The sequence below is a fragment of the Paenibacillus sp. EPM92 genome, assembly GCF_016586185.1.
Taxonomy (GTDB): Bacteria; Bacillota; Bacilli; order Paenibacillales; family NBRC-103111; genus Paenibacillus_G; species Paenibacillus_G validus.
Map to the genome: position 1 here is coordinate 1 of NZ_BCPS01000096.1, position 19,653 is coordinate 19,653.

24 protein-coding genes are annotated in these 19,653 nt (G+C 53.1%); 11 read left to right on the forward strand and 13 right to left on the reverse strand.

Annotated elements, in window-relative coordinates; genetic code table 11:
- Window positions 1-175: 175 nt before the first annotated feature.
- The 6 genes from JMF85_RS23500 to JMF85_RS23525 all read left to right on the forward strand — a co-directional run bounded on the left by JMF85_RS23500 (window position 176) and on the right by JMF85_RS23525 (window position 5,479).
- Complete coding sequence (locus tag JMF85_RS23500; protein WP_127606192.1) at window positions 176-769, forward strand: CPBP family intramembrane glutamic endopeptidase; 594 nt, start codon at window positions 176-178, stop codon at window positions 767-769.
- A 207-nt stretch (window positions 770-976) separates the two neighbouring features.
- Entirely contained in the window at window positions 977-1,675 is a 699-nt protein-coding gene (locus JMF85_RS23505) for a hypothetical protein (RefSeq protein WP_201319011.1), read from the forward strand.
- The gene (locus JMF85_RS23510) at window positions 1,672-2,229 is read left to right on the forward strand and encodes an accessory gene regulator B family protein (protein WP_127606196.1); all 558 of its coding nucleotides are present in this window, start codon (window positions 1,672-1,674) and stop codon (window positions 2,227-2,229) included. The genes JMF85_RS23505 and JMF85_RS23510 overlap by 4 nt, the downstream gene beginning before the upstream one ends.
- Window positions 2,226-2,348 (forward strand): cyclic lactone autoinducer peptide, encoded by a 123-nt coding sequence (locus JMF85_RS23515; RefSeq protein WP_127606198.1) that lies wholly within the window; start codon window positions 2,226-2,228, stop codon window positions 2,346-2,348. The genes JMF85_RS23510 and JMF85_RS23515 overlap by 4 nt, the downstream gene beginning before the upstream one ends.
- Before the next feature lie 71 nt (window positions 2,349-2,419).
- Window positions 2,420-4,228: an EAL domain-containing protein gene (locus tag JMF85_RS23520; RefSeq protein ID WP_054800207.1), complete on the forward strand. Its 1,809-nt coding sequence runs from the start codon at window positions 2,420-2,422 to the stop codon at window positions 4,226-4,228.
- A gap of 111 nt (window positions 4,229-4,339) precedes the next feature.
- Entirely contained in the window at window positions 4,340-5,479 is a 1,140-nt protein-coding gene (locus JMF85_RS23525; RefSeq protein WP_155614760.1) for a phosphodiester glycosidase family protein, read from the forward strand.
- 401 nt (window positions 5,480-5,880) lie between these two features.
- Here JMF85_RS23525 and JMF85_RS23530 read toward each other — a convergent pair whose 3' ends face one another.
- The 3 genes from JMF85_RS23530 to JMF85_RS23540 form a co-directional block, all read right to left on the reverse strand.
- Entirely contained in the window at window positions 5,881-6,312 is a 432-nt protein-coding gene (locus tag JMF85_RS23530) for a YtxH domain-containing protein (RefSeq protein WP_127606202.1), read from the reverse strand.
- A gap of 6 nt (window positions 6,313-6,318) precedes the next feature.
- Window positions 6,319-6,762, reverse strand: a complete 444-nt coding sequence (locus JMF85_RS23535; RefSeq protein WP_054800206.1) for a DUF948 domain-containing protein — start codon at window positions 6,760-6,762, stop codon at window positions 6,319-6,321.
- 229 nt (window positions 6,763-6,991) lie between these two features.
- Window positions 6,992-7,558 (reverse strand): FAD-dependent oxidoreductase, encoded by a 567-nt coding sequence (locus tag JMF85_RS23540; protein WP_127606327.1) that lies wholly within the window; start codon window positions 7,556-7,558, stop codon window positions 6,992-6,994.
- Between the two features lie 462 nt (window positions 7,559-8,020).
- On the opposite strand from JMF85_RS23540, the gene JMF85_RS23545 reads away from it, so the two are divergent.
- Together JMF85_RS23545 and def are read left to right on the forward strand one after the other, a co-directional pair.
- A complete protein-coding gene (locus JMF85_RS23545; protein WP_236595966.1) occupies window positions 8,021-8,953 on the forward strand; it encodes an LCP family protein in 933 nt (310 codons plus the stop codon).
- A gap of 83 nt (window positions 8,954-9,036) precedes the next feature.
- Window positions 9,037-9,555, forward strand: a complete 519-nt coding sequence (gene def / locus JMF85_RS23550; RefSeq protein WP_054797705.1) for a peptide deformylase — start codon at window positions 9,037-9,039, stop codon at window positions 9,553-9,555.
- Window positions 9,556-9,761: 206 nt separating this feature from the next.
- Here def and JMF85_RS23555 read toward each other — a convergent pair whose 3' ends face one another.
- The 3 genes from JMF85_RS23555 to thiD all read right to left on the reverse strand — a co-directional run bounded on the left by JMF85_RS23555 (window position 9,762) and on the right by thiD (window position 12,017).
- Window positions 9,762-10,397 carry a helix-turn-helix transcriptional regulator gene (locus JMF85_RS23555; protein WP_201319012.1) on the reverse strand — a complete coding sequence of 212 codons (636 nt, stop codon included), beginning with the start codon at window positions 10,395-10,397 and terminating at the stop codon, window positions 9,762-9,764.
- A 238-nt stretch (window positions 10,398-10,635) separates the two neighbouring features.
- Window positions 10,636-11,076: a DUF86 domain-containing protein gene (locus JMF85_RS23560; RefSeq protein WP_054797703.1), complete on the reverse strand. Its 441-nt coding sequence runs from the start codon at window positions 11,074-11,076 to the stop codon at window positions 10,636-10,638.
- A 128-nt stretch (window positions 11,077-11,204) separates the two neighbouring features.
- On the reverse strand, window positions 11,205-12,017 hold the full coding sequence (gene thiD / locus JMF85_RS23565; protein WP_127606206.1) for a bifunctional hydroxymethylpyrimidine kinase/phosphomethylpyrimidine kinase: 813 nt from the start codon (window positions 12,015-12,017) through the stop codon (window positions 11,205-11,207).
- 196 nt (window positions 12,018-12,213) lie between these two features.
- Here thiD and JMF85_RS23570 point away from each other — a divergent pair, with 196 nt between their 5' ends.
- Together JMF85_RS23570 and thiO are read left to right on the forward strand one after the other, a co-directional pair.
- Window positions 12,214-12,870 (forward strand): thiamine phosphate synthase, encoded by a 657-nt coding sequence (locus JMF85_RS23570; RefSeq protein WP_054797702.1) that lies wholly within the window; start codon window positions 12,214-12,216, stop codon window positions 12,868-12,870.
- The gene (thiO, locus tag JMF85_RS23575) at window positions 12,867-14,036 is read left to right on the forward strand and encodes a glycine oxidase ThiO (RefSeq protein ID WP_201319013.1); all 1,170 of its coding nucleotides are present in this window, start codon (window positions 12,867-12,869) and stop codon (window positions 14,034-14,036) included. The genes JMF85_RS23570 and thiO overlap by 4 nt, the downstream gene beginning before the upstream one ends.
- Here the strand turns inward: thiO and JMF85_RS23580 are convergent.
- Window positions 14,026-14,691 carry a tetratricopeptide repeat protein gene (locus tag JMF85_RS23580; RefSeq protein WP_127606212.1) on the reverse strand — a complete coding sequence of 222 codons (666 nt, stop codon included), beginning with the start codon at window positions 14,689-14,691 and terminating at the stop codon, window positions 14,026-14,028. The genes thiO and JMF85_RS23580 overlap by 11 nt on opposite strands.
- 138 nt (window positions 14,692-14,829) lie before the next feature.
- On the opposite strand from JMF85_RS23580, the gene JMF85_RS23585 reads away from it, so the two are divergent.
- Window positions 14,830-15,135 (forward strand): hypothetical protein, encoded by a 306-nt coding sequence (locus tag JMF85_RS23585; protein ID WP_236595967.1) that lies wholly within the window; start codon window positions 14,830-14,832, stop codon window positions 15,133-15,135.
- 66 nt (window positions 15,136-15,201) lie between these two features.
- Here the strand turns inward: JMF85_RS23585 and JMF85_RS23590 are convergent, their stop codons facing one another.
- The 6 genes from JMF85_RS23590 to JMF85_RS23615 all read right to left on the reverse strand — a co-directional run bounded on the left by JMF85_RS23590 (window position 15,202) and on the right by JMF85_RS23615 (window position 19,634).
- Window positions 15,202-15,561, reverse strand: a complete 360-nt coding sequence (locus tag JMF85_RS23590) for a hypothetical protein (protein ID WP_236595977.1) — start codon at window positions 15,559-15,561, stop codon at window positions 15,202-15,204.
- Between the two features lie 241 nt (window positions 15,562-15,802).
- Window positions 15,803-16,171, reverse strand: a complete 369-nt coding sequence (locus JMF85_RS23595; protein ID WP_230876126.1) for a hypothetical protein — start codon at window positions 16,169-16,171, stop codon at window positions 15,803-15,805.
- A 77-nt stretch (window positions 16,172-16,248) separates the two neighbouring features.
- Window positions 16,249-16,473 (reverse strand): ROK family protein, encoded by a 225-nt coding sequence (locus JMF85_RS23600; protein ID WP_201319014.1) that lies wholly within the window; start codon window positions 16,471-16,473, stop codon window positions 16,249-16,251.
- Entirely contained in the window at window positions 16,416-16,631 is a 216-nt protein-coding gene (locus JMF85_RS23605; RefSeq protein WP_201319015.1) for a hypothetical protein, read from the reverse strand. Before JMF85_RS23605 ends, JMF85_RS23600 begins: the two co-directional genes overlap by 58 nt.
- A 123-nt stretch (window positions 16,632-16,754) precedes the next feature.
- Complete coding sequence (locus JMF85_RS23610; protein WP_054797699.1) at window positions 16,755-17,993, reverse strand: efflux RND transporter periplasmic adaptor subunit; 1,239 nt, start codon at window positions 17,991-17,993, stop codon at window positions 16,755-16,757.
- A 51-nt stretch (window positions 17,994-18,044) separates the two neighbouring features.
- The gene (locus JMF85_RS23615) at window positions 18,045-19,634 is read right to left on the reverse strand and encodes a DHA2 family efflux MFS transporter permease subunit (protein ID WP_127606216.1); all 1,590 of its coding nucleotides are present in this window, start codon (window positions 19,632-19,634) and stop codon (window positions 18,045-18,047) included.
- Between the last annotated feature and the right edge of the window lie 19 nt (window positions 19,635-19,653).

A 19,653-nucleotide genomic window follows, 5' to 3' on the forward strand; every position in this document is an offset into this window, starting at 1 on the left:
CGGTTTTTTATGCTTGCACTCATTGACACAGACCCTCTGTTCCTCTAATTATTAAATTAGTCTAGTTGATCCTAGTTTGTTATGATTAGGCTAGTCGGTGTTATCGGATAATGGATCCTTATTGAAAAGGAAGGTCATTAACATTTCTACTTTACGTTTATTGGACGACAAAGCCGTGAAATATCGGGAAGCGCTGCTCCTTGTTTTGTTTTTTCTCACAACCGGTCCCGGACCTGCTCTATTCATGCTGAATAAATTTACCGTTACCTTTTTCCCCTTATTCATGCTGGTCGTTACGCTGTTTTTGTATAGGAAAGAGTTGGCCGGCCTGGATTTTAATCAAATCCTGCGCAATAACGGACAATATCGTCTCATCCTAAAAGCGGTACAATGGGGCATTTACGCGCACGCCCTAAGCGCCATCCTGTTTAGACATACGGGCAGCAGCATAACGGATCACCTTCTGAAAAACTATCCGATAATGTCGATTAATGTCGTATTCATCGGGCCTGTCATTGAAGAAATCATCTACAGACACCTTGTATTCGGATATTTATCCAGGAAAACAAACAACTTTTGGATGGCTGCGATCTTGTCTTCGTGTTTGTTCTCGCTGGCTCACTTTAGTGTGGACAGGTTTATTGCCTATCTCGGGGTCGGGCTCATTCAATGCTATGTGTACAAAAAATCCGGCAATCTTTTTCCCTGCATGGTCACTCATATCGCATTGAACTTCATCAGCGTAATGGTCACAACCATGAATGCTTAACGGATCAATATATGGGAATTGTCAAAAACCGCATAATTCGACATATTTCCGCTTGTGCACAAGGACTTACTATATTAAACTTAAATAATAGTAAACGGCTAACTTTCGATACATACAAAATAATTGTCGATTTCAGCTCGGAAACTTGTGACTTAATATCTATTTCAATTTGTTACTAATGGTTTATATTTTATTTATAGATGAGGGTTGTCCAATGTTGGTTTACTCGGCAGTAAAGTTTTTCTTTCTTTTGTAGAGCTAGGCGTAGCAACGATTCTCACCATGTCTTTATTCCGCTTTCCTCTGAAATACAACTATTATAAATTCATCATTATTTCTCTTGTTATGACATCCATTTCTTTTTACCTGAGAGATGTTCTGTTATTAAGCAATTATGCGATTCCAAGTATGTTAATTTCCGAAATGATTCTCATTACCGTTCTGTTTAACCTTCCCGTTTATTATTCGTTATTTATTTCCGTTATCGGCTTCATGGCGGGTGCACTTATGGAGTACGCCGTTATAATCGCAGGCGATTTGCTTGGATTAACGAATCCTGAATTGATTGCCACCAATGTTGTGCACTCGAGCTTGATTTACATGATTACATCCATCATTACAATCATGATTACCATTTATATCCGCTATCGAAAGTTCGGGTTTATGTTTTTGCTCAACAAGATGACGATGCGCGAAGGCATAAAAAGATATAATTTTGCGATCTCTGCCATTTTAGTGATGGCCATGTGTCTTCTGCAAGTCACTTCTTTGTCCTACAACAAACTGAATATTCACTCTTATGTACTGATTGGCCTGGCTATTTCATTTTTTGTAGCCCTTTACATTTCATACAAGCATAACAAAAAATTAATTAATGAAAAGTATGAGAGGATGAAGAACAGATGAATTTTATTGATCGTTCTGCCCACTCTCTAGCCGGCAAAATTCGATCAAACTATCCAAGCGCAGCATCCCAGACGTTGTTGACCTATTCTCTTAGTCTCATAATCAACTCTTCTTTATCGGTTCTAATCGTGTTGCTTGTCTCGGCCTTCACCGGGAAAGTCACCGAATCCCTTATCGTCATTTGCGGTTACACCTTGCTTCGGATCGCCAGCGGAGGGATTCATTTTCAATCCTCTTTAGTATGCTGCTTATTTTCGGCGATGGTGTTTTTAATATCATCCCATTCCCAATATGATTATGTCTACCTGGGCATGCTGCTGGATGCGGCAGCCATCTTGCTTGTCGTCAACTACGCCCCTTCCGGCATTCGGGACGTTAGCACGATTAGCCCGAAGTACTATCCTTTACTTAAATTAATTTCAGCCATGATCATTAGTACTAACTTTTATTTCCACCTCCCTATGTTATCAACTGCTTTTTTTATACAAGCGTTTCTGACTTCAAATCTGGCAAAAAGAGCAGTTGACTCTATAGAAGGGAGGTTACGTCGATGAAAAAAATGATCGCATTTTTGGCAAACGGAGTGCTTGTATTTATTGCAGCTACTCTGATGGGCACAAATTCTTTCTGGTCTCATCGCCCAGCTACTCCTACAGAACTACTTAAAAAGTAATGGCTGTCCTTTCAGGGCTGACAAGTATAAGACTTGTCAGCCTCATCCTTCCCCTACGGAGCTGAACTTGTATGCAGAAGATTCCCGTTACTCGCGACGGTAAGAGAGGGTCCGAGGTTTTCGTGGTCGATGCCGGCGATGTCATCAAAATTGACCGTGTGCGCGACCGTGAGATCATCATCCACACCAAAGACGAACAATATTACCTTGATTTCTCTTTTGACAACTTAGAAGAATGGCTATTCGAGGACGGATTTCGGCAGCTGGACAGCGCCAATATCGTAAATATGAACCACGTCCACGCCTATGATTACAAGCGCGGACAGGTTTATTTCAGCTCAGACCAAAGCAAGAACGCCAAGACTGCATCCGCGGCCAGGATCCATAAAGAGCATGTTGAGAATGCTATGAGACTTATCCAAACGGCAGAGAGCTCGAAAGCTGGGCAAAATCAACAACTCTACGAAGAGCTGTTCACGAAAATTGTCAGTGAAACGAACGATTACCAGCTGCTTCGCTCTTATGCAACGATTCGCTCCGTGAACGAGCGCAAACGTGCGGAAGAGAAAATCCTGCATATGGCTTACCACGACGCCTTAACCAATTTGCCTAACCGCCTTATGTTTGACGAAAAACTGAAAGCTTGCTTTGCGGAAGCGGAACGAACAGGCAGTATGATGGCCGTCATCTTTTTCGATCTTGACCGGTTTAAAGTCATTAACGATACGCTCGGTCATCATGTAGGAGACCAGCTCCTCCAAAGCTTGGCGCACAAGCTTCAGGTTTATGTTAAAGATAAAGATGTCGTCGCCCGTTTCGGTGGAGATGAATTCATCATACTGCTAACCAATGTCGTTCATATCGACGAAGCCGCCCAGTTTGCCAAAGGCATTCCCGATTTGTTGAAAGAACCGTTCGTTATTGAGGATCAAGAATTATTCGTAACGGCCAGCATCGGGATCAGCTTGTATCCGCACGATGGCACGGAAGTGGAAACCCTGCTCAAAAATGCGGACATCGCCATGTATCGCTCCAAAGAGAAAGGTGGGAATTCATACAACTATTACCATCCCGATATGAACAAGCGTTCGCTGCACAGGTTGAATATGGAAATCAATCTGCGCAAAGCGCTGGAGCGCGGAGAATTTCGCGTGTTCTATCAGCCTATCGTTAATCTTAAGAACGGTACGGTGTTCGGGATGGAGTCGCTCGTTCGTTGGATTCATCCGGAATGGGGCATGATTTCACCCGGCGAGTTCATTCCGCTGGCCGAGGAAACCGGTTTGATCGTGCCGATCGGCAATTGGGTGCTCAAACAAGCATGCATGCAGAACAAAGAATGGCAGCGTCAAGGCTATGCGCCGCTGGTCGTCTCTGTGAATATCTCCGCGATTCAGTTTCATCAGCTGAACTTCGTCCAAATCGTCATGGATGCCTTGGACGAATCGGGCCTCTCTCCTGACCTGCTCTGCCTTGAGATTACCGAGAATATCGCGATGAACAACGTCCCTTATATTCTTGACACGATGCAGAAGCTCAAATTGCTCGGCGTCCGTATTTCCATTGACGATTTCGGTACCGGCTATTCATCGCTAAGCTACTTGAAGCGATTCCGCGTCCATACGTTGAAGATCGACCAATCCTTTATCCGGGACGTCACTTCGGACGAAGACAATGCCGCTATCGTTACCGCCTTGATCGCCATGAGTCATCGGCTCAAGATCAAGTCGCTCGCCGAAGGCGTCGAGACGCAGGATCAGCTGGAGTTCCTCATCTCGCAGGGCTGCGATGAAATTCAAGGCTATGTCTTCAGCAAGCCGATGCCGGCAAGCGAATTTGAATATATGATTAAAGAAAATAAACAATTATATATAAACTGAGAAAAAAGTAGCAATTTATTGCAACTTTTTCTCTTTTTTTTCGTCGTAATGTAAAGGAAATCGTTTACAAGCTACAGAACGGTCCAAGATTGGAAGGAAAGGATTGGAGCCATGTCCGCGCGTATACCGAGCAGTCCCCGTGCACAGGCCGCGCCTGCCCCCGCCCTGAAAAAATCCCGAAAGCGCGCATCTTCTTTTCCGCTAACGTTGTTTTTTTACACGGTGTTTGTGCTGCTATTGTTTGGCATGCTGTTCAGCTGCTGGTTTTTCTTGACGAAGTCCGGCTCGAATCTTCGGTTTATGATGGCTGATACGTTAATTACGACCCAGCATCGCCACTGGGCGAAATATTTGATCGGCAGCGAGGAGCTGGATAGACGGGTAAACCGTTATTGGGCGCAGTTTGATATTTATTCCGGCGTCAAGGATGAAGGCTTGGTCAACGTCGGACCCAAAGCGTCAGATGACGTACTAACTCCCGAGAAACCGATCATAGAAGTTGAAGATATTCAAGGCACGAACTTTAAAGGCAAGCTGCTGATCGTCAGCGATCCGAAAGCGCTGCGAATCGCAGTCCCCGGAACGTCCGGCAAAGGGGAGAAAGTTTCCAGTATGGTGAAACGCCTCGGAGCTAAAGCCGGTGTGAATGCCGGCGGTTTTGTTGATCCCGAGTGGAAGGGCAACGGCTTTCAACCGACAGGTCTTGTCATGTCCGGGGGGAAAATTTACTACAACGACGGCAATATGAACACGCCGAACCACATCGTCGGCATCGATAAGGATGGACGTATGGTGGCGGGCAAATATTCGCCGAACGAGCTCATCAAGATGGGGGTTCAGGAAGCGGTCACCTTCGCTCCGAAGTTTATCGTGAACGGCGTCGGCTTGATCAAGAATCAAGCCGACGGCTGGGGGATCGCCCCGCGAACGGCGATGGCCCAGAAAGCGGACGGCACCATCATGTTCGCCATCATTGACGGTAGACAGCCTGCCCACAGCATAGGTGCCACGTTATACGACATTCAGAACATATTTTTGGATCATGATGCAGTCACGGCGGCTAACTTGGACGGCGGCTCTTCCACTGTACTCGTTGTTGATAATAAAATCGTGAACAAGCCGTCAAGCGAGTATGGCGAACGGTACTTGCCTACAGCCTGGCTTGTATTTGACGGCGAGGCGGAGAATGTCAACATCAAGAACATTTGGCAAGGTCTCGATCCTAGCAAGATCGATCCTTCTAAATGGTAGATCTTCATGTCCCCGTTACAAGTACACATTCTTTACACTGTCCAATCCGATGCAGCGAGCTATTCATACATTAGTTTTACCAGTCCGTATTCCGGACGTACGCTGCGGACAGCGGATGGCGACTGCGTAAGGTATACATCTTGGGGGAGGTGATGGGGATTCGTCTCTCGTCCCTTAGTCACTTCATTAGGTTTTATGACCACCTTCTGATGAAAGGAATAGGCGGGATCGTCCGCTATAGGTGATCTGATGGCAAGAATGGGTACAATCTTGCTTTTCTTCATTCTATTTATTCTATTAGTTATTGTACTCTGTACAATATGGGCCTACTAATCTTCCAGAAGAACCATGAGAAGGACTCGTGCCTAAAGCACGAGTCCTTTGTCGCGTTCCAATAGCGGTTACACCGTCATTTTGTCCGATACAGCTTCTTCCAGACTATCGGCTTCGGCTTCCAGCTCCGTTGTCGTAGCCGCGACCGGAGCATGAACCGCTTCGCTGGCGTCGCTGTCCTTCCTCCACGATTTGACTTCGTTACCGGCCACAACCGCGAGATTTTTCGCCCGGCCGGCCCATTCAGACGTTTGGCGTCCGATCGTTTTCGCCGTAGCGCTCGTTTTGTCAGATACGGTAATCGCCAGCTGTTTCGTTCTCTCCCCTACTTCTCCGGCCACCTGCTGTGATTTTTCACTTACTTGCTGATACCCTTCCGCCAAGTCGGTACGCAGCTCCCGCCCCGATTTCGGTGCAAACAATAATGCCGTAACCGCGCCTAACACACTGCCGACAACCGCGCCTACCAAGAAATTTTTGCCTTTGTTTTCGCTTGCCATGAGAAGTCACTCCTTCGATTTGGATTGTCTGGAAGCCTGGAAACGCGACGCGATAGCGAGACCTGCCATCGTCCACTCGATCAGTTCGTTTACGGTGTCTTGCCGGCTATGTACCGCCCGCTTAGCTTCCAATACCGTGTCCTCCACCGTTTGTGAAATGACTCCAATGGACCGTGTTACCCGCCGCACGGCTTCACCGGTTTCGTTCGCCGCCTGAAACCAGGCATCGACCGTATCCAGCTTATGCTGGAGATCGTCAATGAGCGTCACAGAAGCTTCGATGACCCTTTCCGACTCTTGCACCGTATGCAGCGCTTGCTTCTGCAGACGATCGATCGACGATTCCCCCAGCCGCAGCAGCGCATGGGTATAGAGCAAGAAGCGAATGAACGTTACCGAAACCGCCAAGAACGCGACCATACAAAACGCTAACCCCCATTGCCACCACATGGGCCCCACCTCCGCCGTTCGTTTCCGCTCCTAGACGAATGCCTATGAGATACTACAGTATAAGTAGGCGACTTTCGTTTTGACACTCTTTCCGCGAAAAAAGTCCAGGTCCGGGTGCTCCTCATGCATGGAAAGTTTGTTCGATCTACCCATGATCAGGTATAATAAAAAAGGACTTTGGGGCAAAAAAAAAACGGCCTTTCGGCCGCTTTCTCCAATCGTTTATTGCTTAAGCTTTAAGCACGTCATGGTCGACATAACGTTCGCCGTTCAGCTCGCTGATGACATTGATCGCTACTTTTGCGCCGTCCCCGGCCGTTACGATCGTATGCACGCTGACGCCCGCAACCGTGCCTGCCGCCCAGATGCCCGCCACGCTTGTTCGACCGTCGGCCTGTGTATCGATGACCGTCTTGATGCGCGGCTCGGTACCCGGCTTCGTCCGGACGCCCACGCTCTCCGCTAATTCAACGGACAGGCCGGTTGCCAGAATAACGTGTTTGGCCTCGAAGCTGCCGCTTTCCGTCTCGACACGGAAACCGTCGCCGGCTTGCTCGAGCCGTACGGCTTTGGCTTGGACGAGCTCTGCGCCGAACTTGGCAGCTTGCTTTTTGCCGGTGTCCACCAAATCCGGTCCCGCAATTTCCGCTACACCATAATGATTCTCGATCCAAGCGCGTTTGGTGATGCTCTGATCGTTATCCACCAGTACCGTCTTCTTCCCAGCTTTCGCGGTAAATAACGCTGCGCTTGCTCCTGCCGGTCCTGCTCCGATAATCGCTACTTCATAAGACATCATCCATCTACTCCTCTTTCATGGGATCTACCCGCAGTCGCAGGCTGCACACTATTCATTCTTACCAAACTCAATATACTTTAGTTTAGTAAGATAGGCATATTTCCATTATCCCCCTACATTTACCACTTGTCAACTTGTGTGAATGTGAATGAGAACGGGTAACAAATGTAGAAAATTATACTTTTTTAAAACTTTTTCAGCCGCACGCGCGTCTAATCTTTGACTGTATTCGACAACTTGTCCGGGAGGAAATGGAATGCTGCCCCGCCAAAAAATAAAAAAACAACTAAACGCAAAACGGTCCGCAATACGCTAATCTCCTTGGCTATCATCGGAGCCGGAGCTTTGACATACGCCGGTTACCTCCTATATAAAGCCGACACAGCCCTTGAGAACATGTCTCTGCCGAGCGGAAATTCAACAGCGCAAGCCTCCGCCCCGATAGTCGACGCTCAACTCATGAAGCCCATGAGCTTCCTGCTTGCGGGCGTGGACAGCCGCGACGGCAGCGGCGGGTCGATGAACACCGACGTGCTGATGTTAGTCAGTCTAAACCCTGAGCGACGTGCCGCCACTATCGTGTCCATACCGCGCGATCTGCAGATGAACCCGAAGGCGTATGGCTTGCCGAGTCATAAAGCCAATTATTATTACGCGTACTATAACAATCAGGACAAAGACACCGCACTGTCGAAGACCAAACAGCTGTACAGCAACATGTTCAACGTTCCAATCGATTACATGGCGGTCATCGATTTTGACGGGTTTCGCGAAGTCGTTGACGAATTGAACGGCATTGAAGTTAACGTCGATATGGATATGCGATACGTAGATACGGAAGACGGAACCGACATTAACCTGAAGAAGGGCTTGCAAACGCTGAGCGGCAAAGAAACGCTGGACTTCCTTCGTTACCGCAAATCGAATCGCGGCACCGATGAATCGTCTGATACGGCCCGCAACGAAAGACAGCAGCTCGTGCTCGACAAGCTGCTCTCCCAGATGACTTCGCTAGGCGGCATCACCCAATGGGGCGGTATTCTTGAGATTGCCGGCCGCAACGTCAAGACCGATATCCCCGTGGACACGCTGCGAAAGTTCATCTTATCGTTCCAGAAGCTGAAGCCGGAGCAGCTTGAATTTATTCATTTAGACGGGCGTTGGGACAGTCCGTATATTGTGCCGAAGGAAGAAGATCTTACCGCAGCCGTCGCCGCGCTCCGTACGCAGCTGGGGCTGCCGGCTCAAGATCCGTCATTCGCCACCGTTACCGGTTCCACTTACAATGCATGGCGTACGAAATTCGGCATCGATCCCGCTGTCACCAAATCGGCTGCGACGACGCAACGCACGGGCGGATCGAACACCCGGGAAGTGAATAAAGCTCGGTAACTGCATCCGGTGCTTACGCTCTTTTCCCAAGACACAAATATCGTGTATACTGGGCTTACCAACAATGGAAACAAGGTGAAGTCATGGCAGAGAAAATGATCCGCAATATCGGAGACCCGGTCTTGCGGGAGAAATGCAAGCCGATCGTCCAAGTCAATTCCAACGCTATTAAGCTGCTCGACGATCTGCGTGAAACCTTATACGCCGTACCCGGCCGCGCAGGCTTGGCAGCCCCGCAAATAGGTATACCGAAGCGCGCAGCCGTGCTGGACTGCGGAACCGGATTGATCGAGCTGATCAATCCCGAGATCATCGAACGCAAAGGCAGCCAGGAAGGCGCCGAGGGCTGCTTATCCATCCCGAACGTATATGGGTTTGTCACACGGGCCGCTTCCATCAAAGTAAAGACGTTGACCCGCAGCGGCGAGGAGGCTATCCTCGAAGCCGAAGGACATCTCGCGGTGTGTATGCAGCACGAAATCGATCATTTGGACGGGGTATTGTATATCGACCATGTGAAGCAGGGCGATTTGTACGACGAGTCGACGGATAAGCCGATGAACGTGTACGATTTGATTCGCCTGTCCAAGCAGGGCCAGTAGCAATCGATGAAGGGAAGCGGGGTCGGGTGTCGACCTCGCTTCCCTTCGTATTTTCCCCCAACGCCGATGAATGCCGCGGTCCATTTGCAGCGGCGGTCACGCGGCTGCCTTCTTTTTTTCCCAAGCCGCGAATGATTTGATGTATATGGCAAAAAAACCGTCCCATCCTGCGCGAACAGGATAGGGCGGTTTGGGTTTCATGATGATTAGTTCGGTTTAATGATATACGTGCACTTGTTGCCGCTCTTGGCCAAGCACTCGGTTCGTTCCACGTGCGCTTCTCCGCCCAGCAAATTGCGAAACATCGCCAATTCGCAGCTGCAAGCATGATTGTAATGGTTAGCTACCTGGGCAATCGGACAGTTGTATTCCTGGAGCAAATAAGTACCGTCCTCTTGCTCCTCCAACTCAACCATATACCCGTTCGCATTCTGAATATCCGCCAGCTCCAGCACCCGCTCGGTCAAAGGCTTGCCCGCCATCCGCTCCTCGTAACGACCGATCAGCCGATCCTTGCGGCGCTCGAATAGCAAGTTCACCTGCTCCTGACCGGAAACGGCTTCCAGCTCCTCCAACAAATCCAGGGTGAGAAACTGATATTTCTTAGGAAATAATTCGTCGGCCGCTGCCGATAACGAATATAAATGGGTCGGTCTGCCCATCGCTTGCCGAACCAGCCTCGATTCGATCAAGCTGTCCCGCTCCAACGTGTTCAGATGACGACGGACCGCCATCTCCGTTATTCCGAGCCGTTTCGACAAATCGCCGACACTCATAGAACCCTTGGTTTTCAATAAGGTGATGATGACTTTTCTAGTGGAAACATCAGGTTCTTGGTTCATCCGGTCTCACCATCCTTCGTACGCAGGTCGCCATTATTCGACAATTCGACAAATAAAATTCCACACGCCAATGAATACCCTCATTGTATACGAAATTACACGATAAGTAAATTAATATACTACTATGTATATAAAATCCTAATGGAGGAAAGCGTTCCCGCTTTACACAAAGAAGCGAAGCCGACGCGTCGGCTTCGCACTTATTCACCACGGATAATCGCTTACCTTCTCCTGCGGATTACAGCACTTCTTTGCGAATGAAAGCCGGTACGGCTTCTGCGAACGTTTCCAGCGCCTCAGGCAACGCTTCGACTAGCGGATGTAAGCCATCCCGCACGATGTCCGCATAGTCTTGAGCCAGCAGCCGGCGAAGTTGTACGAGCGCCTTCAATGTCCCGGCCGTTGGAGCTTCAACAACGCCTTCTCCTTCCAAAATGTCCACGATGTCTTCATAACTGCTCGCATCGCGCATCATAAAAGCATCGATCAGCAAGCTGCCGATATCCGTCACCGTTTCGATCGCCAAGTGAAGCGTACGCTCCTGCGCCAAATGAAACAAGAGCGTTGCAGAAGCCGGGCCTGCAGTCGAATGAGCCTCCTGCAGTTCGCGGCAAGCTTGAATTAACGTCGGGATGAACGACAACCGAAGGTCGATTTGTTCTTGATTGACATAGTACATGGCTTATCCCCGCTTTTTCTTTTTCCATTTCGACCATAACAAGATGGCCGGGAACGAGACGATCAAAAGAACGATTAACAATACTGCCTGCATCAAGTATTCGTAGCTCATATCGGTCTCCTTCTGTGCTAGGCCCGGCCGGAGGCGTTCTCGCGGGAATAGGCCCAATGATTGGTCGGCCCGTGTCCACCGCCGATCCCCAACTCATCGCGAATGGCCAGCGTAATGAACCGTTTGGCCGTATGCGCCGCTTCCAGCAAGCTGCGTCCCTTCGCCAGTTCCGCACAGATCGCCGCCGAGAACGTACAGCCCGTTCCATGCGTATGACGCGTCTCATACCGCTGCGCAACGAGCAGATGAAACGTCTCGCCGTCGAACAGCACATCGGTCGGCTCGCCGCTTCGGTGCCCGCCCTTCACGATCGCCGCGCCGGCCCCGTGCTGCCGGACCAGCTGCCGCGCCGCTTCCTTCATATCGTCCAGTGAACCGATCGTCAATCCGGTCAGCACTTCGGCTTCCGGAATGTTCGGGGTGACGACGGCCGCGAGCGGCAGCAGCTTGTCCCGCAGCGCGTTCTGCGCGTTCGAAGCGAGCAGGCTGGCTCCGCCTTTGGCCACCATGACCGGGTCGACTACCAGCTTCGTTAAACCGGCTTTGCGGATGCACGAAGCGACCACCTCGATCACTTCCGGCTGCGACAGCATGCCGGTCTTGGCCGCATCCGCTCCGATATCGGATAAGACGGCGTCGATCTGCTTCTCGATCCCTTCTAGCGGAACATCGTATATGCCGTGAACCCCGAGCGTGTTTTGCGCGGTGATCGCCGTGACCGCAGACATGCCGAACACGTCGAGCATTTGGAACGTCTTCAAGTCCGCTTGAATCCCTGCGCCGCCGCCGCTGTCCGAACCGGCTATCGTTAACGCTTTATGTACCTTCATGACTCTTCAATCCTCTCCGCCCAATCCTTCCTATTAGTTTAGACCTCCGGGCCTTCCCTCGTCAAGGCTGTCATCCGAGCCGAAAAGCAAAGTTTTCGTGATCATTTTTTGACAAGTGGAACAAACGCTTTGACGCCGTAAAGCCCCAGCGTTATGATGAAACTACGATGAAAATTCGGAAAGGTTCGATTGCCCTATGCCGACGTACCCCTGCACGCACGAACTTCATTTGGTCACCACCGGCCGCCAAGAGCTGGAAGACGTTGCCGCGATCCTGCGGGACTGTCCGGTTGCGATGATCGACGTGCTGCACATCCGTGAGAAACACCGCTCCGCGCGCGAGCTCATTCGCTGGTACCGGACCCTCAAGCCGCTGCTGCCGCATACGGCCGTCCTGCTGAACGACCGCTTGGACGCGGCACTGGCTGTGCAAGCCGACGGCGTCCAGCTCGGCGGAGGCAGCTTGTCGCCGGACGAAGCGAGAGCGCTTGCGCCGCAGGGCATGCGGATCGGCCGCTCGGTCCACACACCGGAAGAGGCGGTCGAAGCCGCCCGGGGAGGGGCGGACTTCGTCCTCTACGGCCATGTCTACGAGAGCGGCTCGAAGCCGGGATTGGCGGGACGCGGCCTTGAAGCGCTGACGCGCGCCGTACAAGCGTCGCCGATCCCTGTGATCGCCATCGGCGGCATCCGGCCGGAGCGCGCCGAAGAGGTGCTGGCGACGGGCGCAGCCGGAGTTGCGGTTTTGTCGGGCGTGTTCCTGCATGAGAAGCCCGGCGCGCAAATCGAGCTGTTCCGGCAAGCGATCGATCGGACGAAGCCATTGCAATTGCCAAGGAGAGGATTCCTATGACCACCGTCTCAAATTGTACCCCTGTTAGCCCGGACGCCCCTTCGGCGATTATCGTCGGATGCGGCGTCATCGGAGCCGCCATCGCCTACGAGCTGGGCAAAGCGGGCTTCGCCTGCACGCTGCTTGATAAAGGAGGCTGGAGCCAGGAAGCTTCTACCGCCGCGGCCGGCATGCTGGGCGCGCAGGTGGAAATCCATCAGCCGGGACCATTCTACGAGCTGTGCCGCGCCAGCCAGCAGCTGTACCGCCCCTGGGCCGAAGAACTGGAAGCGTTGACGGGCATCACCCCGCAATATATACCGGAAGGCATCGTCAGAGCCGCATTAACCGAAGAGGATGAAACGGAACTGCGCAGCCGGCTGACGTGGATGTCCGATGCACGATGGATGAGCCCGGAGGAGATGCTGCAGCTCGAATCCGAGCTGACGCCTGCCGTCCGCGGCGGGTTGCTTCTGCATGCCGACCATCAAGTCCATCCGGTCTGGCTGGCCCGGACGCTGCGCGCCGCGCTCGTACGCCAAGGCTGCCGCATCCGCGAGTGGACCCCGGTCACCCGTCTGCTGACCGACTCCGGCAGCGGACGCGTGAACGGCGTCCATACGCCGGAAGGCGGGCTGACGGCCGACTTCGTCGTCCTGGCCGCCGGCGCCTGGAGCTCGTCGTTGACCGAACCGCTCGGCTTAACGCTGCCGATGTTCCCGGTCAAAGGCCAATGCCTGTCCGTGCGCACCGAAGCGCCGCTTATCCGCTCGACCGTCTTTACCAAAGGCTGTTATATCGTGCCGAAGAACGACGGCAGCTACATCATCGGCGCCACGCAAGAACAGGTCGGCTTCGATAAACGTGCCACAACCCGCGTCATTGCCGATCTGTACGACAAAGCGGCGGCGCTGCTGCCGCGGATAGCCGAAGCCGAATTCGTGAGCACCTGGGCCGGACTGCGTCCGGGCACGGAAGATGAGCTGCCGTTCCTCGGCGCCTGGGACGGCGCCCCGGGTCTGCTGCTCGCGACCGGCCATTACCGGAACGGCATTCTGCTCGCTCCGGTCACCGGCAAGCTGATCGCCCAGCTCGTGCAAGACCGTCCGACCGAAGTCGATCTCACGCCTTACTCGCCGGCAAGAGTCGCCGCGCCTCGGGCCGCTGCGGGCGCCATTACGATTTGAACCTGGCGAGCAGCGCCCAGCGCCGCTCGAAGCGACGTTTGTATTTGGGAAGCCCCCGGTACAGTTCCACCGTCTCCCGGAACGCACGGCGGGCTTCTTCTTCGCGCCCGAGCTCCTTATACAGCAGCCCGAGCCTGTAGTAGGCTTCGCAAGAAGAGGAATTCACTTCGCGGAATTTTTCCAGGTACCCGACTGCTTTCTCGGGATCGGTTGCGGCGTAAGCCTCGCCAAGCCGCAAATACGGCTCGCCGTACTTCACGCGTGGATTGATGTCCAGCGCCCGCCGGATTAAAGCTTCGCCGTCTTCCCGGTGGCCGCGCTTTAATTGGCAGATGCCCGATTCGCTGAGCACATCCGCCGAATCGTCCATGATGCGCCGTACATCTTCCAGCAGCTCGAAGGCAGCGTCGTACTTCTTCTGCTCCATATAAATACGGGCGATTTCCAGCTTCGTCGACGTGTGATGGGGACTCATGCGCAGCTCGTCGCGCAATCGGCTGAGCCGGCGGATTCGCTGCAGCGGCTTGAACAAGCTGGGCGTCAGCCCGATAAAGCGCCGCTCCAAGACGTATAGAACGATCAGGAGCACAAGGAGCGCTACGAACGGATTTCCTGTTAACCACCATAGTAAGGAAAAAATCAGAACTTTGCTCAAGAGGCATGCCTTCCTTTCGTCTATCGTGACCGCGCCGCATTCCGGAAAAAAGGATGGCGGCCGAGTCGCTTATAGCCGATTGTACCATAAGTTGTCAATGATTGTTACCATACGAACGAAGCAGGGGGACGACGCGATATGAATGAAAGCGCCGCAGTCAAATGGAGTAAAACAAGACAAATGGGCAAGGCCAAATATGTGATGTTTCGAGGCGTCTTGTTGTGGGGCGTTTCCCTGACCGTGCTGTTCACGGCGATAGAATGGATGACACAGCATACGATGCTTACGTCTTGGCTGACCGTTCGCCTGATCGTATTCGGGATTATCGGATTTCTCATCGCCAATGTCCGCTGGGACGGTCAGGAACGAGCTTACTTGGCCCGGACGAACCACCAACAAGGCAAGCCCGGGACCAAGTCGCCGAACAAACCGAAGCGCAAATAAACGCCATATAAAGCCCGGCAAAAAAAGGAGCACCCGTCGCCAAGACCGGTGCTCCTTCCTGTTCGTTCACGCTTCGACTTTGAGCTTCTTCGCTTCTTCCAGCATGCGGCGTACATCTGCCCGTACGGTGCCGAAGCTGAGCACCTGCTCCTTGAACGTTTCCCGGGCGCCCCAGTGCGTTTCGCCGTGCTTATCCTGAAACAGCGATTCGGTCACATCTACGTAAGCCGCATGCAGATCGTTATCATACCAATCGATATCGCTGTCAGCGTCCTTCTTCAACAGCATCACCATATCAAAATCGTTATCCTTCGAGTCTGAGAAAAGCGCCACATAGGTTGACTTTTCGCCTTCTACGGATACCTCCACATCGGCGCAAAGCCGATCGCTTCGCTCCAGCACGCGTTTGCATTCGGCATTCTTCACGTCGTGCAACGGCCATACCTCCCTTATGAGAGCCTTCGTCCTCAACAGTGTCCCACTGCCGGCCGCCCCTTATGCACAGCAAACAAAAAACCCGCAATCCGAGGATGGCGGGCGTCAAAGGAATATATATTTTAAAAAGGGGGTCTTCCTTAGTATAGCCGGGTTACATTAACGACCTGTTATAAACAGATTACAGTTTCGTTACAAGGTATCATTACAAGGGCCGGAGACGGGCCTGTTCTTAATCCTCATCGTCGAAATCGACATATTCCTCCCGGGGCGGATCGCCGCCTATTTTCTTCTTCATCGCCAGCTGTGCAAAAAACAAGAGCACTTCGTTGTTGACAAAGGATACCCCTAAGCCGAAAATGCCGAACATGCGGGCGAAGTGCTGCTCCGTTCCCGGGAATACCGACGCCCACCACCAGACGGCTGAAGCGGTAATCGCTATATTGACGGCCGAGCCTGCCAGGAAGGACAGCAGGAGAAGGCCTGTTTTCCACATCAATAAAATGCCGACAAGCCCCGTCAACACGAAGCCGGCTCCTATCACTACCCAAAATATCGTATCGTACGTCAAGGGTCGTTCACGCTCCCAAATCCGACTCATTCCAAACATCTCGCCTTCCCAAGGTTAACATGAAAGCGAAAGCGGGACAACCGTTTGCCGAATCTGTCTAAAAGTTGTCAAAAGCTTGCTGCAAGGCGGGGACGCCGCCAGTCGCTTCTCCCATCTACGTACATGCGCACGTCGTTGTTGACGAATACCGGCAGCCCGCCGAGCACCCGGCTCAAACGCGCCGCCAGCGGAAAGCCGCGCCAGCCGAGGTTGGCGGCAAAGACGCTCGTCCCCGTCACATGGTCAACGAAGCCCGGTACGCCGATGCCGATGCCGACGCCTTCAGGCGCCAAGCCCGTCTCCTGCTGCAGGCGGACGATCGCTTCCGCCTGCACAGCACGACCCCATCCGCGCCCCCACGCTGCGCGTCCGTTGCGATTTTCACCAGGCTGACCGTGGCCCCCGTCTCGTTCGCAACGCCGATGACCATGTTCGTTCCGTAATGCTTCACCGGCTTCTCCCTCTGCTCTGATCTTGAAGTCTTCTTCTTCCGACCGGCGCTCCCTTCGCTCGGTTTTTATCAAATTTCAGTTCATTTTATTGATGTTTTCAATCCAATACTTCAATCTCTTTCTCAATTGCGTATAACCGCTTTATCTTGATCCTTCAGACCCTGCTGACCGGATACGACCACCTGCTCGCCTTCCTTCAAGCCGCTCAACACCTCGCGGCCGTTATCCGAACTGCGCCCGAGCGTAACGCTCCGCTTCTCGACATGATCGCCGACCAACACGAACACGTAGTTGTCGACGCCTTCCTTCACTATGCCTGCGGACGGGACCGTGAGCGCTTGCCGGTTCCCGTCGTCGCCAAGCTGCAGCTTCACGCGCATCCCCGGCTTCAGCTTGCGGTCGGGATTCGGAGCGCTCAGCTCCAGCACGTACGTCTTGCTAGACGGACTCATGACATCGGCCAAGTAGGTTACGGTGCCGGTGAAGCTGTCGGCCGAGCCTTGAAGCGTGAACGTCACTTCCTTCCGGCCGGCTAATTGCTTGACCGCTTGATCGGTCACGTCGGCATGGATCTTGATCGGGTCCAGCTGCTGCACCACACCGGCGGCAAACCCTTGCGGCACCGTCATTCCCGGCTCGGGCGTCAATTCGGTCAATATGCCGCCGATCGGCGCCTTCACTTCCACATCGGCTAACGTATCCTCGATATCTTTCATCGACAGCTCAGCGCTCTGGAGTTGAATCCGCAGCGGCGCAAGCGGGTCGGTCGATTCGAGCCCCGCAAGCTGCTTCTGCGCCGTATCGAGGTCAAGTCGGGCCGCCTTCCATTGCGTCTCGATTTTGTCGACCTGCGCCTTCGTCGCCGTTCCCGCGTCGTAATCGTTCCTCACACTGTTGTACGACTTCTCGATATCGGCAATTTGCAGGCTCAGCTTCTCGACCGTATTGCGCAGCACCTGCTTGTTCGTCGATAACTCGGCTGCGTTCTTATCGAGCTGCGCTTGTAAATTTTCGCCGGATAGCCTCGTCTTCTCCAGATTGCGCTCCATATCGGAGGCATCGAGTCTGAACAACACGTCTCCGCGGTTGACGTTATCGCCTTTCTTCTTCAATACCTCGACGACGTCCCCGCCTAGCTTGGAGATGATGTTGAGCTGCGAGGATGCGACGATGTCGGCCTCCTGCTCCAGCTTGCCGTCGATCTCAGCCGTCGCCGCCCGCGCTACCGTGACGATCTTCGCTCCGTCCGATCCGGCGGAAGCGTTCGAGCAGCCCGCTGCGGCAGCTCCGGTCAGCAAGACCATGAGTACCGCCAGCATAGCTCGCGACGCGGCTTGTTTATGATTCGTTGATTGTGCCATCTCCAGATTCGCTCCTTTGCTTCGCCTGTTCCGTTCCTGTCGGCCTTCCCGTTATTCGCCCATCATCGGCATGCCGGGTTCGCCTTTGCGCTTCTTTTCCTTGATCAACAGCGACAGCGCCAGCGCCACCAGCGATAGAGCCGCCGTTAAAATAAACACGTCGTCCAGCGCCGTGATCGTCGCTTCGATTTGCACCTGCCCGGCCACGTAGCTGAGCGCGCTGGCCCTGGCCTGCGACGCCGATTGCCCGAGCGCCACGAACGAGTTCTGCAGCCGGTTGATTTGATCCGTCACCGAAGTAGAGAACATATTAAGCTGCTCCGCATAGCTCGCGCTGTGGAAATTCCGGCGGTCCGTGAACAGCATCGACAACCAGGCGATGCCGAACGCACCGCTGACCTGACGGATCGTATTGGACAGCGCGGTTCCTTGCCCGACTTTGTCCATCGGCACCGTGCTCATCCCCGCCGTTTGCATCGGCATCATCATCAAGCCCATTCCGGCGGCCCGCAGGCACATCCAGAAGACGATCGTGCCGTGCGACGTTTCCATGCTGAGCTGCGAGGTCAAATACAACGCATAAGCCGTGATCAGCATGCCGATAACCGCAATCGCTTTGGCCCCGATTTTATCGTATAACGCTCCCGCTATCGGCATCATGAACCCCGACATGAGCGCCTGCGGCAGCAGCAGCAAGCCGGTTTGGACGGCAGATAGGCCGGAGACGCTTTGCAGGAAAATCGGCAGCAAAAATAACACGCCCATCATGATGACGGTGACGAGGCTCGAGATCGACACGGTGAGCGTGAACGTCCAGTTTTTCATCAAGCTCAAGTCAAGCAGCGGGTCCTTCACATGGAGTTCAATCGTGATGAATGCGATCAAGGAGACAAGGCCTGTCAAGACGAAGGCGAGCACCTCGTGATCCGTCCAGCCTTTCTCTGACACGAGCCCGACCCCGTAGAGCAGCGAAGCGAGTCCGAGGCTGGAGGTCAGAAAGCCGGCAAGGTCGAAACGCCGTTTCACTTCCGATTTGAACTCCCTTAAGAAAGCTGCCGATAAAAATAAGTCCAAAATGCCAATCGGCACATTGATCGTAAAAATGAGCCGCCAATCCAAATATTCGACGATGTAACCGGACAACGTCGGACCGGTAGCCGGAGCGAACATAATCGCGATCCCGAACATGCCCATCGCGATACCGCGGCGCTCCACCGGAATCATACGTAAAATCATCGCCATGCTGATCGGCATCATCGCGCCGCCGCCAACGGCTTGCACGATCCGGAATACGATCATCGCGTTGTTGCTCCAGGCGATGCCGCAAAGCCCCGAACCGATGGTAAAAATAGCGAGCGAAATCACGTACATTTTCTTATAGCCGAAACGATCGCCCAAAAACCCGGTTGCCGGTACCAAAGCCCCGCTCACCAACGCATAGGCGGTAACCACCCACTCGATTTGCGACTGGTTCACGCCGAAGACGGACATCATCTTCGGAATGGCGACGTTGACGATACTTGTATCGAGGATGGCCATAAACACCCCGAGAATTAGCGCCACCATCGCGAATCCAGGTAATTTGGCGGCGGCTTGGGGCGCCTTATCCCCTTTATTCTCCTGTTCATTCTGAGCGCTCATCGTCTGCTTCCCCCTTACC

Excerpts from the sequence above, each read along its gene's own strand:
- JMF85_RS23540 (WP_127606327.1), bottom strand. The coding sequence starts at position 7,558 with ATGTCTTATGAAGTAGCGATTATCGGAGCAGGACCGGCAGGAGCAAGC.
- JMF85_RS23525 (WP_155614760.1), top strand. The coding sequence starts at position 4,340 with ATGTCCGCGCGTATACCGAGCAGTCCCCGTGCACAGGCCGCGCCTGCC.
- JMF85_RS23570 (WP_054797702.1), top strand. The coding sequence starts at position 12,214 with ATGCCGACGTACCCCTGCACGCACGAACTTCATTTGGTCACCACCGGC.
- JMF85_RS23520 (WP_054800207.1), top strand. The coding sequence starts at position 2,420 with ATGCAGAAGATTCCCGTTACTCGCGACGGTAAGAGAGGGTCCGAGGTT.
- JMF85_RS23585 (WP_236595967.1), top strand. The coding sequence starts at position 14,830 with ATGAATGAAAGCGCCGCAGTCAAATGGAGTAAAACAAGACAAATGGGC.
- def (WP_054797705.1), top strand. The coding sequence starts at position 9,037 with ATGGCAGAGAAAATGATCCGCAATATCGGAGACCCGGTCTTGCGGGAG.
- JMF85_RS23515 (WP_127606198.1), top strand. The coding sequence starts at position 2,226 with ATGAAAAAAATGATCGCATTTTTGGCAAACGGAGTGCTTGTATTTATT.
- JMF85_RS23535 (WP_054800206.1), bottom strand. The coding sequence starts at position 6,762 with ATGTGGTGGCAATGGGGGTTAGCGTTTTGTATGGTCGCGTTCTTGGCG.
- JMF85_RS23530 (WP_127606202.1), bottom strand. The coding sequence starts at position 6,312 with ATGGCAAGCGAAAACAAAGGCAAAAATTTCTTGGTAGGCGCGGTTGTC.
- JMF85_RS23545 (WP_236595966.1), top strand. The coding sequence starts at position 8,021 with ATGAAGCCCATGAGCTTCCTGCTTGCGGGCGTGGACAGCCGCGACGGC.
- thiO (WP_201319013.1), top strand. The coding sequence starts at position 12,867 with ATGACCACCGTCTCAAATTGTACCCCTGTTAGCCCGGACGCCCCTTCG.
- JMF85_RS23610 (WP_054797699.1), bottom strand. The coding sequence starts at position 17,993 with ATGGCACAATCAACGAATCATAAACAAGCCGCGTCGCGAGCTATGCTG.
- JMF85_RS23615 (WP_127606216.1), bottom strand. The coding sequence starts at position 19,634 with ATGAGCGCTCAGAATGAACAGGAGAATAAAGGGGATAAGGCGCCCCAA.
- JMF85_RS23510 (WP_127606196.1), top strand. The coding sequence starts at position 1,672 with ATGAATTTTATTGATCGTTCTGCCCACTCTCTAGCCGGCAAAATTCGA.
- JMF85_RS23595 (WP_230876126.1), bottom strand. The coding sequence starts at position 16,171 with ATGAGTCGGATTTGGGAGCGTGAACGACCCTTGACGTACGATACGATA.
- JMF85_RS23560 (WP_054797703.1), bottom strand. The coding sequence starts at position 11,076 with ATGTACTATGTCAATCAAGAACAAATCGACCTTCGGTTGTCGTTCATC.
- thiD (WP_127606206.1), bottom strand. The coding sequence starts at position 12,017 with ATGAAGGTACATAAAGCGTTAACGATAGCCGGTTCGGACAGCGGCGGC.
- JMF85_RS23555 (WP_201319012.1), bottom strand. The coding sequence starts at position 10,397 with ATGAACCAAGAACCTGATGTTTCCACTAGAAAAGTCATCATCACCTTA.